Source organism: Pseudoalteromonas sp. Ld19 (assembly GCF_045064135.1).
In the GTDB taxonomy this organism is placed as follows: domain Bacteria; phylum Pseudomonadota; class Gammaproteobacteria; order Enterobacterales; family Alteromonadaceae; genus Pseudoalteromonas; species Pseudoalteromonas aliena.
Genome location: NZ_JBISHA010000015.1, coordinates 54,565 through 71,575, shown reverse-complemented (window position 1 = coordinate 71,575; position 17,011 = coordinate 54,565). Strand labels below are relative to the sequence as shown.

At 38.3% G+C, this 17,011-nt stretch carries 11 protein-coding genes, 1 rRNA gene and 1 pseudogene; 2 read left to right on the top strand and 11 right to left on the bottom strand.

Annotation, left to right across the window (positions count from 1 at the left end; translation table 11 throughout):
• Positions 1–32: 32 nt before the first annotated feature.
• On the bottom strand, positions 33–1,613 hold the full coding sequence (locus ACJJVZ_RS03790; protein ID WP_405598292.1) for a hypothetical protein: 1,581 nt from the start codon (positions 1,611–1,613) through the stop codon (positions 33–35).
• A gap of 214 nt (positions 1,614–1,827) precedes the next feature.
• Here ACJJVZ_RS03790 and ACJJVZ_RS03785 point away from each other — a divergent pair, with 214 nt between their 5' ends.
• A complete protein-coding gene (locus ACJJVZ_RS03785; RefSeq protein WP_405598289.1) occupies positions 1,828–3,093 on the top strand; it encodes a LysM peptidoglycan-binding domain-containing protein in 1,266 nt (421 codons plus the stop codon).
• 54 nt (positions 3,094–3,147) lie between these two features.
• Here ACJJVZ_RS03785 and creD read toward each other — a convergent pair whose 3' ends face one another.
• The 6 genes and pseudogenes from creD to ACJJVZ_RS03755 all read right to left on the bottom strand — a co-directional run bounded on the left by creD (position 3,148) and on the right by ACJJVZ_RS03755 (position 11,572).
• On the bottom strand, positions 3,148–4,455 hold the full coding sequence (gene creD / locus ACJJVZ_RS03780; protein WP_405598286.1) for a cell envelope integrity protein CreD: 1,308 nt from the start codon (positions 4,453–4,455) through the stop codon (positions 3,148–3,150).
• A 77-nt stretch (positions 4,456–4,532) separates the two neighbouring features.
• Entirely contained in the window at positions 4,533–6,014 is a 1,482-nt protein-coding gene (gene creC / locus ACJJVZ_RS03775; RefSeq protein ID WP_405598283.1) for a two-component system sensor histidine kinase CreC, read from the bottom strand.
• Positions 6,001–6,681 (bottom strand): response regulator, encoded by a 681-nt coding sequence (locus tag ACJJVZ_RS03770; RefSeq protein WP_405598280.1) that lies wholly within the window; start codon positions 6,679–6,681, stop codon positions 6,001–6,003. Before ACJJVZ_RS03770 ends, creC begins: the two co-directional genes overlap by 14 nt.
• A 713-nt stretch (positions 6,682–7,394) precedes the next feature.
• Positions 7,395–7,509: ribosomal RNA gene (rrf, locus tag ACJJVZ_RS03765) — 5S ribosomal RNA — on the bottom strand.
• Between the two features lie 970 nt (positions 7,510–8,479).
• Positions 8,480–10,259, bottom strand: a pseudogene (locus ACJJVZ_RS03760) (choice-of-anchor I family protein).
• 83 nt (positions 10,260–10,342) lie between these two features.
• Entirely contained in the window at positions 10,343–11,572 is a 1,230-nt protein-coding gene (locus ACJJVZ_RS03755) for an acyltransferase family protein (RefSeq protein WP_405598277.1), read from the bottom strand.
• A gap of 144 nt (positions 11,573–11,716) precedes the next feature.
• Between ACJJVZ_RS03755 and ACJJVZ_RS03750 the strand changes: the two genes are divergently transcribed.
• Positions 11,717–12,559 carry a LytTR family DNA-binding domain-containing protein gene (locus tag ACJJVZ_RS03750; protein ID WP_182701917.1) on the top strand — a complete coding sequence of 281 codons (843 nt, stop codon included), beginning with the start codon at positions 11,717–11,719 and terminating at the stop codon, positions 12,557–12,559.
• A 27-nt stretch (positions 12,560–12,586) separates the two neighbouring features.
• Here ACJJVZ_RS03750 and glmU read toward each other — a convergent pair whose 3' ends face one another.
• The 4 genes from glmU to atpG all read right to left on the bottom strand — a co-directional run bounded on the left by glmU (position 12,587) and on the right by atpG (position 16,976).
• Positions 12,587–13,945 carry a bifunctional UDP-N-acetylglucosamine diphosphorylase/glucosamine-1-phosphate N-acetyltransferase GlmU gene (gene glmU, locus ACJJVZ_RS03745; RefSeq protein ID WP_405598273.1) on the bottom strand — a complete coding sequence of 453 codons (1,359 nt, stop codon included), beginning with the start codon at positions 13,943–13,945 and terminating at the stop codon, positions 12,587–12,589.
• Between the two features lie 315 nt (positions 13,946–14,260).
• Entirely contained in the window at positions 14,261–14,683 is a 423-nt protein-coding gene (locus ACJJVZ_RS03740) for a F0F1 ATP synthase subunit epsilon (protein ID WP_077536550.1), read from the bottom strand.
• A gap of 13 nt (positions 14,684–14,696) precedes the next feature.
• A complete protein-coding gene (gene atpD / locus ACJJVZ_RS03735) occupies positions 14,697–16,082 on the bottom strand; it encodes a F0F1 ATP synthase subunit beta (protein ID WP_024611288.1) in 1,386 nt (461 codons plus the stop codon).
• A gap of 33 nt (positions 16,083–16,115) precedes the next feature.
• Positions 16,116–16,976, bottom strand: a complete 861-nt coding sequence (gene atpG / locus ACJJVZ_RS03730) for a F0F1 ATP synthase subunit gamma (protein WP_405598268.1) — start codon at positions 16,974–16,976, stop codon at positions 16,116–16,118.
• Positions 16,977–17,011: the final 35 nt, after the last annotated feature.

Genomic DNA, 17,011 nt, shown 5'->3' with positions numbered 1-17,011 from the left:
ATGGCGACAAATTAAGATATTAAAATCAAAAACTAACTTTTTAACCCTAACTCAATTCTTAACTTTTCAATATCTTTATGTTGCTCAAAAAAGCTCACAACAGCCTGAATCTGTTGCAACTTTTCGCCTTCAAAATTATCGGTTAAGTAATTTTTAATCTCTCTAAAGCCCCACTCTAATTCCATTTCCGCTGGGATTGCGGCTAAGGCAGCAAAAACCTCTTCAATCGTTTTATCGTCAAGCAAAAAGCGAATAAACTGCATTACAGCTAAAACCTGTTGGTCAGTTATCAACTCTTCAGCGTCTGTAACACGAGTAAGGACGTGTTCTGGCGCTTCATAAAGTAAAGCCAGTTCAGCTATATTTGCTTTTGAATTAGCTATGATTTTTTTAATCTCACCATTTTCTGAGTTATGAAATGTTTCAAGCAACATTGAATGCAATTTTAGAGCTGTGGGGAAATCTTTGTTCAGGCCATATATAGCACTCTGGTTACAAATAGCTCCAGCAACCTGAATTTGAACCTCTTCATTCAACGAGTCTTTGTAATTCTCAATCAAGCTTGTGTTACTGTTGAGAGCATCTTCCAACCTTCCCTGCTTACGATAAGCAACACCTTGGTTGAGCATTGCTTTTGCTACAAATTTCCAACTCCCCTCATTATGTATACTTTTAAAGTTTTGAATTAACTCATCATAAGCTTTAAGTTCAGCATTTACATCTTGCAACATAGAATAGGCATTAGCTTTATTCCATAACAGCTGTGCATGAAGTTGAGTTTGCTTTTCACTATCTTTTAAAGTATTAATAGCTAAATTTAGATATTTTAGAGCCTCTTTATAATTCTTTTTCCCATAGCTAACACTTGCTAGGTTTAAATATTCACGCGCAGTTGTATGCTCTTTGCTTATTTTCTTCGTGCTATTTTCTAATATTCTTAATGACTCAGGGTTTGGTTCTTTTTTCTCTGCTATAGATTTTTGTACATCCTCTGCTGCGGCTTCCACTTCTTTCTTTTTTTCTTCGATAATCTGATGGGCTTCATCGATATATTTCTTTAAGTATTCAACCGATGCATTAGCCTCGCCCAATTGTTCTTGCAGAGAAGTCTGCGCAGCTTCTAAAATTTGACCTGAATTTTCCATAATAAATTTTTTCATCTGCACGCTCGCTACATCTTCAGCTTCTTTTTTACTCTGTCTGTAGACTATGTAACCACCTCCAGCTAAAAGAACTGTTAATGTGAAAAACCACCAATTGAATGAGTCTTTCATATCTGCTGCTCGTTCATTAAAAAGGTTTGTCCGATCCGAATGTAACTTGTCCTGCGCATCTAATTTAGTCTGGAGACTGGCTAACTGCACTTTTAACTCTTGCTGCGCTGCTTCTAGGGCTTTAACATCATTACCGAGTGTTTTTTGTTGTTGTAGTTTTTCATCCAAACTAGCAAGTTGGCTGTGCATACTAAATAATTGCTGGTATACCAAATCATGGTTATTTTGCGTATTAGGCAACGAAGGAGCTATATTTACTGGAGGTGTGACTTGTGTGGCTGCGACAATATTTACGTTCAGCAAAGTCGATAAAAATAAAAAAAGTAAGATTAAACGCATCCATCATCCCTAAAAAACAAGCCCGTTTGGCCAATACTAAATCGATAACTTATTGTAACCCTATTAATTTAACTGAGTTTAACAATACATACCATCTAAAATACTCACCTGTAAAATAGTTTAAACGGGTGATTATAGCGCTGTTTATAACATTCCCTATGTTAAGCTAAACGGCTTTTAGCTAGCTGCATTTATATTACGGAGTAGTTTTTACGTGTTTTTAAATCGATATATCGGCATTTTGCCACTGATTTTTATTTTATCTGGCTGTGAGACAACACCAGAGCAACCAGCCCCTAATACAATTATTAAAGCTAATCCTGTTGTTAATCAACAAAGTAAAGCAATTGAACAAATCGCGCCTTTAAATCCTAAAGAGCTGGACGATGTTTGGCAACGTATTCGCGCGCAGCTAAGTTTTACTAATTCAAGTCACCCCACTGTGAACAAGCGTATTGCTTGGTACTTATCTCACCCTAATTATATGGATGAAATTAGCCGTCGCGCTACACCTTATCTTTATCATATAGTGACTGAAATAGAAAAACGAGATTTACCAATAGAGCTGGCATTAATGCCACTTATTGAAAGCGATTTTGATGCAAGCGCCTATTCTCATAAACATGCGTCTGGTCTTTGGCAGCTAACGCCCTCTATTGCTAAATATTTTAAAGTAAAAATTTCACCTTGGTATGACGGTAGACAAGACGTGATAGACAGTACCCGTGCAGCATTGGATTTCATGGAGTATTTATACAAACGTTTCGATGGCGATTGGTATCATGCTATTGCGGCTTATAATTTAGGCGAAGGCCGCGTTTTAAGAGCAATTAAAAATAATAAAAGGCAGGGTAAGCCAACCGATTTCTTCAGCTTGAAACTACCTAAACAAACAAGTCAATATGTCCCTAAGTTACTTGCTGCAGCCCAACTACTCAAAAGCCAAAAAATGGCATTTCCTGCGATAGCAAATAAAAATACCATTGCGGTAATACCAGTTTCGGGATCCGTTATCATAGATAACAAAGAGAAGTGGCAACAACTCGAGTCATTAAATTACGGTGTGATCCGCTTTCCAGCAGTTATTGATGCGCCTCATATCGTTGTTCTTGCCGATGAGCAAATAGAGTTTAAAGCAATGCTCGCAAATCAAAAAAGTAATGATTACAGTCAATGGCAACACTACACTATTCAATCTGGCGACAGCCTCAGTGTCATAGCTAAACGCCATGCAATAACAGTTAATCAGTTAAAGGCCTTTAACAATCTAAAAAGCAATCGTATTCGCGCAGGAAAAAAGCTGATACTCCCTATACTTGCAGATCAAGAAATCGAGCATAAAGTTAAATCAGGCGAAAGCTTATGGAAAATCGCTAAGTATTACAAAGTCAGTATTAATAAACTAAAACAATGGAATAACCTTTCAAGTGAGCATTTAAAAATAGGTAAAAAACTTACTGTATTCTTATCCAATAGTTAACTATAAAAGGGCTGATAAAATGATCAGCCCTTTTATTATTTTAGCTAAGGCTACTTAAGTAACCTCGTTATCTACTTGCGACTTTGTGCTGTACCAGTTTACAGTTCGAGTTAGTATCATAATCAAACTAAGTACCGCAAATACCAATACACTCCCCATCAATAACGCATAATCCTCTGCACTTAATAACCCAAACAATAGGCTATATAAAAATAAAACCCCCAGTAAGAAAAAGCCTCCATGCTTGCTATTTTTGAGCATACCAGCAACATAAATACTCAGTAAAAAAGCAGAAGAAAGTGCTGATAAAAGATACGCCACGTTAAACCCTAAATGCTCACTTAACGAAGTCAATAGCAAGTAAAAAACAGCTAATGCAAGCCCTACAAAGCCATATTGCACCGGATGAACAGGCTCACCGCGCAACACTTCAAGTAAAAAGAAACTTGCAAATACGAGTACAATTACTAGTAAAGCATAATTACTTGCTCGATAGTTTTTAAGGTACTGATTTACGCCATCAACTAAATTAACACCCATGCTACGCTGCTTAAACTGCGTGCATTCATTTTGAAATAAACAGTAATTAAATAACTCATGAAGATTGGTAGCAAAATAATTAGTTTGCCAGCTAGCAGAAAAACCTTGCTGTGAAATACTCGATTCGATTGGCAGATAATCGCCGACAAAGCTTGGGTGAGGCCAATCAGCTTGCATATTTAACGAGGTTTCTTTACCAACAGGCGCTAAAGCAAGTTTACGCATACCTTGTAAATTTAAGTCAATTTTATAGGGTAAAGTAGAAACTTCCATAATACTTTCATAATCAAGTTCAATACGCACACCTTCAGGGAGTTGCGCTATTTGCGTACCAGGAAATAATTTGTAAGTACGATCATTAACTTTGATTTGAGTACCTTGGCCAATCCCTCTAATATCTGCAATGGCCATAACAAGGTTAAGTCGCTGTACTTTTTTATCAGCTAACTGTGCCAGTGAAGTTGTGTCAAATACCCCCTCAAATTGATTTTTTGAGCGATATAAAAGCGCTTTATAGATACCCCGGTACTTTTCGAACGTCGATAACTTGCTGTCTATATTGAGCGTTTCAGGTAGCAATAAAATACTAGCTAAGCGCTCTGTTGTTTTACCGTCTAACATACTGGTTTCAATATATTCAGCATGAATAAAAGGGCCAATAATTTGCTGCTCAGCGCTACTGCTTTTTGCAATATCTGCTTGAACTTGATCTTGCAGTTCAGCCCGTTCATCTATCAAACTCTGGATCATAAAAATAGGGATAAGTAACAGGACAATTAAGCCTATAATAATCACCAGCTTCGTTTCTATTTTTTGTTTCATCGATATTCACTCCATGTATTAATTAGTTATATAGTAACTAAGCTAAATGGAGCTCTTATGGTGATTAAGTGGAGCTATTATGGAGTTGCTATTATTATTTCAACTACTACACCGCCCTCACTATTACTTACTATCAACTGTCCTTTGTGTAACTTAACTACTTGCTCTGCAAAGTTTAAACCCAGCCCTGTACTTTTATTGCCGCTAGCACGAGGTAATGAATAAAAACGCTCTGTAATACGCGATAATGCATAATCAGGGATGCAAGGGCCTGTGTTGCTAATTTTAATATTTACAGTGCGTTTGTACTGTTTGACATTGATTGTTATTTGACCTCCATCAAATAAAAAGTCGAGCGCATTATCAATAATATTATAAAGGGTCTGCTGTATTAAAAACCGATCACCTATTAGCTGTATAGAAGAGTCACATTGAATCGTTACCAATACATTTTTAGTGGTTATCCTCGCTATAAAAGAATCCCTTATCGCCTCAAGCAAGGGAGCAATAACAATGATTTGTCGTTTTTCAAGTTCAGGAAGTTGCTCAAGCTTAGTTAACGCTAATAACTTATCTATTAACATCTGCATTCGCGCTGATTCAGACTCAATATTGTTAACAAATAATTGCTGTTTTTCATTACTTAAAGGAGTTTGCAAGATTTCACTAGCGCCTTTAATTGCTGATAAAGGACTTTTTAATTCATGTGTTAATGTTTGTACATAATTTTCTACATAGCTTTTACCATCTAGTTGACGGCGCATATTTTCTAGTGCCTCACTAAGTAACCCATACTCATAAAATATTCTAAAAGTGGGTTTACTTGCCTTTTCACCACGTCCCATTTTATCTGCATAATTAGCAAGTTTAAACAATGCTCCATTGATCCGCCAAGCGATCAAAGCGCCTACAATTAATGCCAATATGCTCATCACCGCAAGCCAACTCAATACACGATATTTAGACATATTAATAAATGGCTGCACCGAACGATTAGCTTTAGCCACAGTGACTGTGCCTATTATTTTTTCATTATAGATAATCGGTGCAGCTACATGCATTACCGTCGAGAGAGGATCGTTTGCATCTAAAGCAGTAGATCGTGCTCCATATTCTCCTCGTAGAGTCAGATAAACATCATTCCAACGCGAAAAATCTTTTCCAACATCTCGCTGCCAAGAATCAATAATTACAACCCCTACAGAGTCAGTAATATAAATACGGTGATTAATAGCCGGCTTATTAACTCCCCAAATTTCTGCATTAGGCTGTCGCATACCGTATGAATTAACTTGTTTAACAAAACCGCTTTGCAACAACGTACCATTAGCAAGATCATCTCGCGCCATAACAGCTAGTAAATTGGCCATATCAACCAACGTTTCTTCACTTACTTGGCGTACAGTAGGCTTTATTTCACGCATTACAGTAGAGCTAACCAAGTAAGTGGTTAATATAACGAGTACAAAATAAAGTAGAAATAATCTAAATCCGAGTGGTATTTTAGGCCAACCTTTAAATCTAGATAGCCCAATAGTAAATTGTTTAAATGGGTTCATAATAATACCCAAACCCACGTTTTGTCTGAATCAACTCATCAGCACCTACTGTACGTAACTTATTCCTGATAGCTTTAATGTGGCTATCAACGTTACGCGCATACATGCTTTCTTGACATAACTGAGCAGATGATAACAATTGCTCGCGTGAAAATATCTGCCGTGGTTGCGAAACAAGTTTACCTAGAAGCTTAAACTCTAAGGCAGTAAGGCCAAGTGAATGATCTTCGAAGTAATAGTCATAGTTCTTACTATAAAGGACAGGTTTGCTTTGCAATAAGCCCGATGGTTTCTCTGATATACGATATGGTTTTAAACGAAGCTTAACACGAGCAAGCATTTCTCTAGGACTAAATGGCTTAGTAACATAATCATCAGCACCTATCTCTAAACCAACTACACGATCTATTTCATCATTGCGAGCCGTTAAAAAAATAATTGGCAATGACGAAAACTCACGGATCTGCTTACATAACTCAAAACCGTTAGCATCCGGTAAACCAACGTCTAATATGAGTAAATCTGTACGGAAAGCTTTTATATAATCAAGCCCTGTACCAGCTGTTGAAAACCAAGCAACTTTAAAACCATCCATCTCGAGTGTATGAATTAACGTATCAGCGATTGCCCTCTCATCCTCGATAATTACAACTTGTACACAAGACATATATCCTTCCTTTAATAACCTAATTATATTGATAGGCTAAATCATGCCGCCTAGTGTTAGCTAGCATAACAGTTACAGTTCGTTATAGTTCGTTATAGTTCGTTATAGTTCGTTATAGTTCGTTATAGTTCGTTATAGTTCGTTATAGTTCAGTCAATAAAGATAATTGAATAATAATTTATGCTACTCATTGAATTAGTTAACTTTTAGCTTAAATAAAGCTAATAACAAGAGGCTAGAAACGATCCATTTAACTTAAACTCTGGTTAAGAGGTTTACTAACATATTGGACTGTAATGATATTATAATTTATTTTTCTCTAGCTAGAAACTTCAGTCAAAACAAGGCGAATTTACGCGTCAATAGCGAGTTATCTATTACTAGTAAATTCAACGTAGTTAGCCCTAAAAATAGCTGCTTAAGATAGATTTATTATCAGGAGTTCAAGTTATTAATACTAATTAGGTCATTACTTAGCAGGTATGGTGACTTGATTTTTCATCTTTCGTAAATGTAAAAAGCCCGAATCGTTAGATTCGGGCTCTCTACAATTTGAGGTCGGTGCGCTACGCAGTAGAATGTCGTAGTGCCTACAGCGGTGGAGAGCCACAGTGAAATGCTACATCGTTTATTGTCCGCTATTCACCCACATTCACTTTTCTGCAGACGTAAAAAAGCCCGAATCGTTAGATTCGGGCTTTCTACAATTTGAAGCCTGGTAATGTCCTACTTTCACATAGCAAATGCTACACTATCATCGGCGCTGTTTCGTTTCACTACTGAGTTCGGCATGGGATCAGGTGGGTCCAAAGCGCTATTGTCACCAAGCAAATATGGTGCAAAGAATTAATAACAAGCACGTAGTGCTCCCATTTTCTTTGCGCAAGGTGCCTCAATGTTAACGCTACGCGCTAAGAGTCACCTCTTGAATTTGGAAAATATCTGATAATATTTTTTAAGTCTTTCTAAGTAATATCTACTTTAGTCATATTAACTTCTTCGCTTGTTTCACTATCACATAAAACGCGTTTGGCGTTGTATGGTTAAGCCTCACGGGTAATTAGTACAAGTTAGCTTAATGGCTCACACCACTTCCACATCTTGCCTATCAACGTTGTAGTCTTCAACGGCCCTGCCGCCAGCGTTCAATCTGAGCCATGATCAAACTCTTCAATTAAAAAGTTTTATGTCTTTCGACAGCTCAATGAATTCTGAATTTATTTTAATATCTTTCGATATTGAATTGACTGTGCCGAAGTAACTTATAAATAAGTTACTTCTGTTGGTCACTCAGTTTTCAATTGAGACTCTAATTTGTTTGCCTTACTTAGCGAACTAAGCTTGGCTGTTAGAACTCAATCTGTACGAGTGCCCACACAGATGATTGCTTTATATTGTTAAAGAACGTTGCGGTTAAAGTTAAACTTTATCTCGCTAGGGATGCGAATAATACACCCTTTATTTTTCGAGTCAACACTTAGTTTTAAACTTTCTTTTGGAAGATTTAAAACCGAAGTTTTATTTAACTCTCTGAGTCGTTGCTGCCTTGCTATGCTTCGGCGTTTCCCGTCTCAGTGGGGTCGCATTATAGGGAGATTCGAGCGGGGGTCAATGTTTTATTTCAGCTTTTTGACAATTAAATGAATTTAGTATGAAAGCTATACAAATAAAGGGCTGCAGGATACTTTTCGTTTAAAAAACATTCACAACTTATGTATCAATTGATGATGTATTAGTAAGGTTTAAACTAAGCTGTATGTTAAACAAACAACACACAGCTTTATTTAAAATTAAAGATTTATTTAGATGCTATTTCCCATACGGCAATAGAGCCTGATATTTCATTTCCAACGATTAAGAGTGGATTTCCTGTTGCACTTTGCTCTGCTGAAACGAATACCATTCCTTCAGGTGCTAAATCGCCTGTAATATTCGCTTCTCTAATTAAGCCTCTATTATAGAAGTAGTCTTCAAATTGAACATTGTATGGATTAGTAATGTCGTAAGCCATAATACCGCCCATACGTTCTAATCCAATAAAAGCAAATGTACGATCGTCCATTTTACCAATAGTCAGCGCTTCAGGCTCTGCGCCTTTATCATCTGAACGTGTGTCACCTTTGTTTTCATCTTTGATTCACCATGCACAGATGCTGTTATACGTGCTATATCGTCACCTGAATCAAAAACCACCAGCCCATTGCTATCCCAAATAGTAAAAGAACGTGCGCCATAGCCGTAAAGCGATTCGTATTGTCCGTCGTTACTGGTATCGCCTTTTATTGTTGTTACTTTTAAGCGACCAATATCATCATCGTCGTTATTTAAGTAATCAAAATTAGCAGCAAGATTTAAGTCTTCAACACGGCTTTCATCTATATAAGCTAAGCAGCCATCATCTTCATCGTAATCAAGTCCGCCCTTTGCTATACAGTCTGCTTCATCCGTTGTATCAAAAAAGTATTCTCTTGCGTCACCTTCGTTGGCAGTGACTATAAAGTTAGCGCCTTTCCAACTAAAGCTTGAGATAGTATCGGGCTGGTACATACCATAGAGCCCTGGGTATGATTTAAAATTAACGCCGCCATCTTTATCTGAGGCATCAAGTTGTAAGCTTGACCAATCTTTAAAGCCTAAGCCCTTTAGCTCAAGACTGTTGTCTTGTAGGTTAACTATTGCAAGTGCATTGTTTTCTTGAATAGATACATAAGCATATTTGTTATCTTTAGAAATGCTAACGTACTCGGGCTCTAAATCCATAGCTACTGTGGTATTTATTAGATTACCGTTAATAGTACGACCATTTGGGTTTGCAAAAACGACCCCTTGCGCTTCTAGTTCGGTTTGTTTGTTGTTATAGGCTTTAAAATCAATATTTATTGCTGTATCGGCTATTACATTATTTGTTATATCGATAATACTAATAGAACCTTCAGGATCTACGCTGTAATCGCCACTTGGTTCACCTTCGTTAGCAACCACTGCCTTTGCGCCATCGTGGGTGAACGTCACCATATCTGGTAAAAATCCGACTGTAACATTTTTAATAAAGACAGGTGATTCGCCGCTTATATCGTAAAAAGCAATTTGACCTGCATCACCCGTGCTTTCAGCAGCCATTGCAACCGCTAGTAAATTATTGTTTTCATCAATAGCAATGCTGTTTGCATCGCCTTGGGTGTTGTCGTTTAAAGGTAGCGTAATGACCGAGGTTAAGTTAGTGGCGTTTATAACCCCTTCGTTATCTTTAACAAGTGCGGCAGTATCAAAGGTGTCGGCGGGTAAAATATTAACAACAGCATCATCACCTGAACTGTTAATAGCGTAAATCCATTTTTTAGATGCTTGATATGCAACTATTTCAGTGCACCTTCTGGGCTTTGTGCATTTAATACACCTCTACCCACAAGGTTAATATTTAATGCTGAATTGGCATTTATACCATTTAACCCATTAGTTCCACCTGCGCCTTGTTCTCCCTGTAATCCTTGAGAACCGTTTTGACCATCGTCACCATCAAGTGAGCAACCAGTAAGAACAAATATAAGTGACAGCGCAATAATTGATTTTTTAAACATGTAATTTTCCTTAGTATTGTATTTGCTAAATATCAACACACAGGCATGACAAGATTATGGCAGTTTTAATACAGCCTCTTAGCCTAAGTAATTAGCTTATACGCTAGCGGAGTTATTAAAATTAAAGCGGCCGTATAGCCAATCGTTTTTACAGTCGAGGAATACTCTCGTTTAATTGCAACCCCTAGCAAAGGTCTAAATACATCAATACGTGTAATACTCCATGTTATGACACCGCAAAAAGACCAAGTCCCTGTAATAATAATGAATGGTTCAGCAACAGGCCCTAAACTTAAGGGTTGCAGTAAAAAACACAAAATAATCAATATGCTTTGATGCAATAAATAAAAGGGAAACACCCATACATTGAGCTGCTTTAAATAGTAGGTATTAAAATTTAAAAATCGGTGAGCGAGCGCTAGTACAAAAAACACACCTACTATACGTTGAATATTGTAGCTACCGCTTAAAATAAAATGAGGGAGAGTAAACGCCTTTTGATAGCTTAATATTATAAGTACTAACAAAACCGAAAAACTCAAAGCCAGTAATACCAAATTTTTATTCAAGCAGTTCCAAAAATAAGTGTTTTTAGCAAGTATATATCCAGCGAGTAGTAGCATAAAGCCATTAGTTTCTCTGAGTGAATCGCCAGTTAAGTAATGGCTTGTAAATAGTATGGTAATAGTGAGCAAGATAATTAAAAGCCCAAATGGCACCCCCCCTTTAACAAAGGCTTTTAAAGGCGTAATAAAAGGCAAGCGTGCAAAAAGAGTTAAAACAATAATGATCAACATAAACTGCCACAACGAGCGCAAATACCATAAGTGATTTACATCCACATTCGGCCACACTCCAGGCTGATAATTAATAAACAGCGTATTATTAGTCTCTATAAAAGCTAAATAAAATTGCCAATAGCTAATATTAATAACACCTTGCTGTGACATTTCTGCAAACAGCTGTAAAGGCACTATTAGCCATAATCCCACCAGCAAGGGTAAGAGTAAAAAAACAGAGCGGTATAAAGTGAAATGTAACCAAAACTTAAAGCTGCTTACTTTATCAATCATAAAACGCAGTGCTACGCCCGATATAAACCAAATGAGCAACATGCGCCAAGGTGAAAACACCAACATTAAATATTCAACATACTGTGATGTATAATTACTTTTAAAATGAAATCCCCAGTTTTCGCTATACAACATGCCAATGTGATAAAAAATTAGCGACGCAAATGCAATTACCCTAAGCCAATCAAGATAATATTTACGCAAATTAATTAATGAAGGTTGTTGTACTTGAGTGCTCATGCTTTTACTACTTTATGTATGTTATGCGTTATTCATACCTAAAGCTCTCGCTAAAACTATCTATAAGTGCTTATATTACAAGCAATAGTGATAAAAGGTGGTATACAGGGATAAGCGTGCCACATCAGAAATAAGCATACATTTATGAACCTACAGCACTTTCAACGTTTTCAAAGCATTTACGCATCAGTATTACTGTGTGCTTACGTATTAATTAATAATACAGTAAACGCTACAACCCAAATAATGGAAGCCCAAAGAGAAGGGGCTTTAACTTTTTTAATGTGGGAGCCATTTGTTTGGGAGTATTCAAGTGCCTTGAGTACTTTGCTTATATTCCCTATTTTAATTTGGTTTTTAAGATACTTACCTTTTAATTGGCAAAATATTACGGCCTCATTAGGTATGTACTTTGGTGCCTCTGTTATATTTAGCGTGTTACACGTTGGTATTATGGTAGGGGTTCGTAAATTCATATATTTGTTGAATGATGGGTCTTATAACTTTGGACTTAGCTGGTTTGAGCTTATTTATGAATACCAGAAAGACGCTATAAGCTTTGTGTTTTTTATCGTACTTATTAAAGTATATCAATATGTGGTGCAGCAGTTACTAGGTGAAGCCTCTTCAATTGAAGAAAGTGAGCAGCAAACAACACCGACCATAAATCGTTTATTGGTTAAAAAGCTCGGGAAGGAATTCATTATAAAAATAGAGGATGTTGATTGGCTTGAATCGTCGGGTAATTATGTAAATCTACATATAGGCTCACGTATATATCCGTTAAGAGCAACGCTTACAGCATTGAGCAAACAACTTGAAGTACAGGGGTTTTGTAGAATTCACCGCAGCCATGGTGTAAAACTCGATAAAGTGGAGTCCATTACACCACTCCCCAGTGGCGACAGTGAAATAAAACTAACAACAGGTAAAGTACTTAACTTGTCTAGACGCTATAAAGAGCAATTTAAACTTCAACTAAAATAAAAAAGGCTACCTAAGTAGCCTCTATTGTTATTTTTTAACTGGGCGTTTCCAACCCGTTAAGTTACGCTGTTTAGAGCGTGCTATTGCTAATTGATCATCTTCAACGGTACTGGTGATCACAGAGCCTGCACCAATTGTTGCAGTTGCACCTATATTTACTGGGGCAACGAGTGATGAATTAGAACCAATAAAGGCGTTATCACCAATAATAGTTTTTGACTTATTAACACCATCATAGTTGCAGGTAATAGTGCCCGCGCCAATATTCACTTTTTCTCCAATATCAGCATCACCCAAATAGCTTAAATGATTTGCTTTAGAGCCTTTGCCTAGTCGGGTTTTTTTCATCTCTACAAAGTTACCAATGTGTGAGTCTTCTTCCATTACAGCGCCAGGGCGAAGGCGAGCATAAGGACCCAGCGTGCATTTATCTGCAACTGTAGCATCTTCAATAAGGGTATTCGCTTTAATAACAACGTTATCGCCAATACTACAATTTTTAAGGACACAATTAGGACCTATTTGTACGTTATTACCAAGCGTGACTGTACCTTCAAAAACAACGTTTACGTCGATAAGTACATCTTCACCGGTGGTAACTGTTCCACGCACATCAATACGCGCAGGATCAGCAAGTGTAGCACCATTTAACATTAGCTCTTGCGCTTGCCATGCTTGGTAAGCACGCTCAAGACCAGCAAGTTGTACGCGGTTATTTGCGCCCTCAACTTCCATTGCATGGTCTGGCTGAGCTGAAGTAATTTCTACGCCTTCACTGTGAGCCATTGCAACGATATCTGTTAAGTAGTACTCGCCTTGTGCATTATTGTTAGATAAGTTACCTAACCATGTTTTTAATAGCTTACCGTTAACAGCCATAATGCCTGTATTTACTTCGGTAATAAGTAACTGCTCTGGGCTTGCATCTTTTTGCTCAACAATACCGACCAACTTACCACCGGCACGCAGCATTCGACCGTAGCCATTAGGATTAACTAAGTTGACTGTTAATACCGCTAAACCATTTTTAGGGGTGGCTGCTAATAAACGCTCTAGTGTTGATTGTTTGGTTAAAGGAACATCACCGTATAAAATTAATACCGTGTCTTCATCATTAATATGAGAGTTGGCTTGCGCTACTGCGTGGCCAGTACCAAGTTGTTCAGCTTGGAGTACCCAATTTACATTGTTATCGGCAAGTTGTTGTTGTAATAGTTCGCCGCCGTGTCCGTAAACTAAGTTTGTAGTTGTTGCACCTAATGCCATCGCATTATCAATAACGTGCTGCACCATTGGTTTACCTGCAACGTTGTGCAAAACTTTAGGTAGAGCAGAACGCATGCGAGTACCTTTACCCGCAGCAAGAATAACAGTTGTTAGAGCCATTAAAACAATTTCCTTTTTTCGTTGTTTTATCGAAATGAGTAAGCGCGTGTAAATTCAAAAAAGATTACGTAAGTCACATCATGTGCACATACTCAGCGTGTAAACTAACACCGCACACTGAATCTAAGCTGAAACTACAAATAGCTTTATTATTGCCATATTGTAACGGGGATTAGATAAGGATATAAGTGATAAAGCATAGATATTAGAAAGATAGGTCTATTATTTAACATTTATAAAAGAGTCCTATTAAATGCCTAAATTACAGGCACAAAAAAGCCCACATAAAGTGGGCTTTTAACAAACCGGATAGGCTTACTTGTGACGTAACTGCTGAATTACGCGTAACTGCGCAATTGCTTCTGCAAGCTGTACGGCTGCATGTTGATAATCCAACTCTGTTGCAGACGTTTTTGTCATTTGCTCTTCAGCTTCACGTTTAGCTTTTTGCGCAGAGTCTTCATCTAAATCTTCACCACGAACTGCAGTATCTGCAAGAATCGTAATGCGATTAGGTTGAACCTCTAACGTACCGCCAGCAACATACATCACGTCTTCGTGACCAAATTGCTTAACTAAACGTACCATACCAGGTTTAAGGGCAGTTAGTAATGGAGCGTGGCCTAGGTTTACACCTAGCTCGCCTTCACTACCAGATACTTGAATCGATTCAACAAGACCAGAAAATAAACTCTGCTCAGCGCTTACTACGTCAAGATGTACAGTCATAGCTGTCATACTACCCTCCTATTTACATGCCTTTGGCTTTTTCTTGAGCTTCTTCGATAGAGCCAACCATGTAGAACGCTTGCTCTGGAAGGTCATCAAACTCGCCGTTTAAAATACCTTTAAAGCCAGCAATTGTATCTTTTAGTGATACGTATTTACCCGACGCGCCTGTAAACACCTCTGCCACGAAGAACGGCTGAGATAGGAAACGTTGGATTTTACGCGCACGAGATACAAGTTGCTTATCTTCGTCAGAAAGCTCGTCCATACCTAGGATTGCAATGATGTCTTTAAGTTCTTTGTAACGCTGAAGAACTGTTTGAACGCCACGTGCTGTATCGTAGTGCTCTTGACCAATTACTTGTGGGTCAAGTTGACGTGAAGATGAATCAAGTGGATCTACCGCTGGGTAAATACCAAGTGATGCGATATCACGTGAAAGTACTACAGTTGCATCTAAGTGAGCAAAGGTCGTTGCTGGAGATGGATCGGTTAAATCATCCGCAGGTACGTATACCGCTTGGATTGATGTAATTGAACCCGTCTTAGTTGAAGCGATACGCTCTTGAAGCACACCCATTTCTTCAGCAAGTGTAGGCTGGTAACCTACCGCTGATGGCATACGACCAAGTAGTGCAGATACTTCTGTACCAGCAAGTGTGTAACGGTAGATATTATCTACGAAGAAAAGTACATCGCGACCTTCGTCACGGAACTTTTCAGCCATAGTAAGACCTGTTAACGCTACGCGTAAACGGTTACCTGGAGGCTCGTTCATCTGACCGTATACAAGCGATACTTTATCAAGTACGTTTGAATCGTTCATCTCATGGTAGAAATCGTTACCCTCACGTGTACGCTCACCAACACCTGCGAATACTGAGTAGCCGCTGTGCTCGATTGCGATGTTACGGATAAGTTCCATCATGTTTACAGTTTTACCAACACCGGCACCACCGAATAAACCAACTTTACCACCTTTAGCAAATGGACATACAAGGTCGATAACCTTGATACCAGTTTCTAAAAGTTCAACTGAACTTGATTGCTCTTCGTATGAAGGCGCTGCACGGTGAATAGACATACGGTCTTCTTCGCCGATTGGACCCGCTTCATCAATTGGCTCACCAAGTACGTTCATGATACGACCAAGCGTTGCTTTACCAACTGGAACTTGAATCGATTCACCTGTATTCATAACTAAAGCACTACGACGTAAACCATCTGTAGTACCCATAGCGATAGTACGCACTACACCGCCACCTAGCTGCTGCTGGACTTCTAAAGTCAAGCCTGCTAAGTCGCCATCTGTTACTCTTAGTGCGTGATATACCGCTGGCACGCTATCTTGTGGAAATTCAATATCCACAACGGCGCCGATAATTTGGACGACCTTACCTAAACTCATGTCTATTCCTCTCGTTAATCTTTACCCGAAGCATTAAACTGCTGCTGAGCCAGAACAAATCTCACTAATTTCTTGTGTGATTGCTGCTTGGCGAGCCTTGTTATAAACAAGCTGTAGCTCATCCATAAGGTCACCTGCGTTATCAGTTGCAGCTTTCATTGCAACCATACGAGCAGCCTGTTCAGAGGCAGCATTTTCTACCACACCTTGGTATGCTTGAGACTCAATAAAGCGTACTAACAAAGACTCTAAAATAGCCTCTGGGTTTGGCTCATATAAGTAATCCCATGTGTGGGCAGATACTTCTTCTTCAGCTTTTGGCAAAGGGAGTAACTGATCTATAATTGGCTCTTGCTTCATGGTATTAACGAACTTGTTATATACCAAGAATAAACGGTCTATTTTGCCTTCAGAAAATGCATCAAGCATAACTTTTACAGGACCAATTACGTCTTGTACTGAAGGTTTATCTCCTAGGCCCGCTTTTTTAGCGAGTAGTTGACCACCAAAACGTTGAAAGAAGCCAGCTGCTTTACTACCTAAAGTAGCAAATTCAGCATTAACACCTTTTTCTTTCCACGCTTTAACATCAAGTGCAACTTGCTTAAACTCGTTTGAGTTTAAGCCGCCACACAGACCACGGTCTGTAGAGATAACAATATAACCAACTCGTTTTACTTCACGTTCTTTCAAGAACGGGTGAGTAAAATCAAGATTTGCTTGAGCAACACGACCAATTACTTCACGTAATTTGTCAGCGTATGGACGGCTTGAAGCAACGCGTTCTTGCGCCCTTTTCATTTTAGACGCAGCAACCATTTCCATTGCGCTAGTGATCTTTTGAGTATTTTTAATACTCCCGATCTTGCTTTTAATCTCTTTTCCGCTGGCCATGACTCTCTCTCCGAATCAAGGTGTGCTTTAGAAAA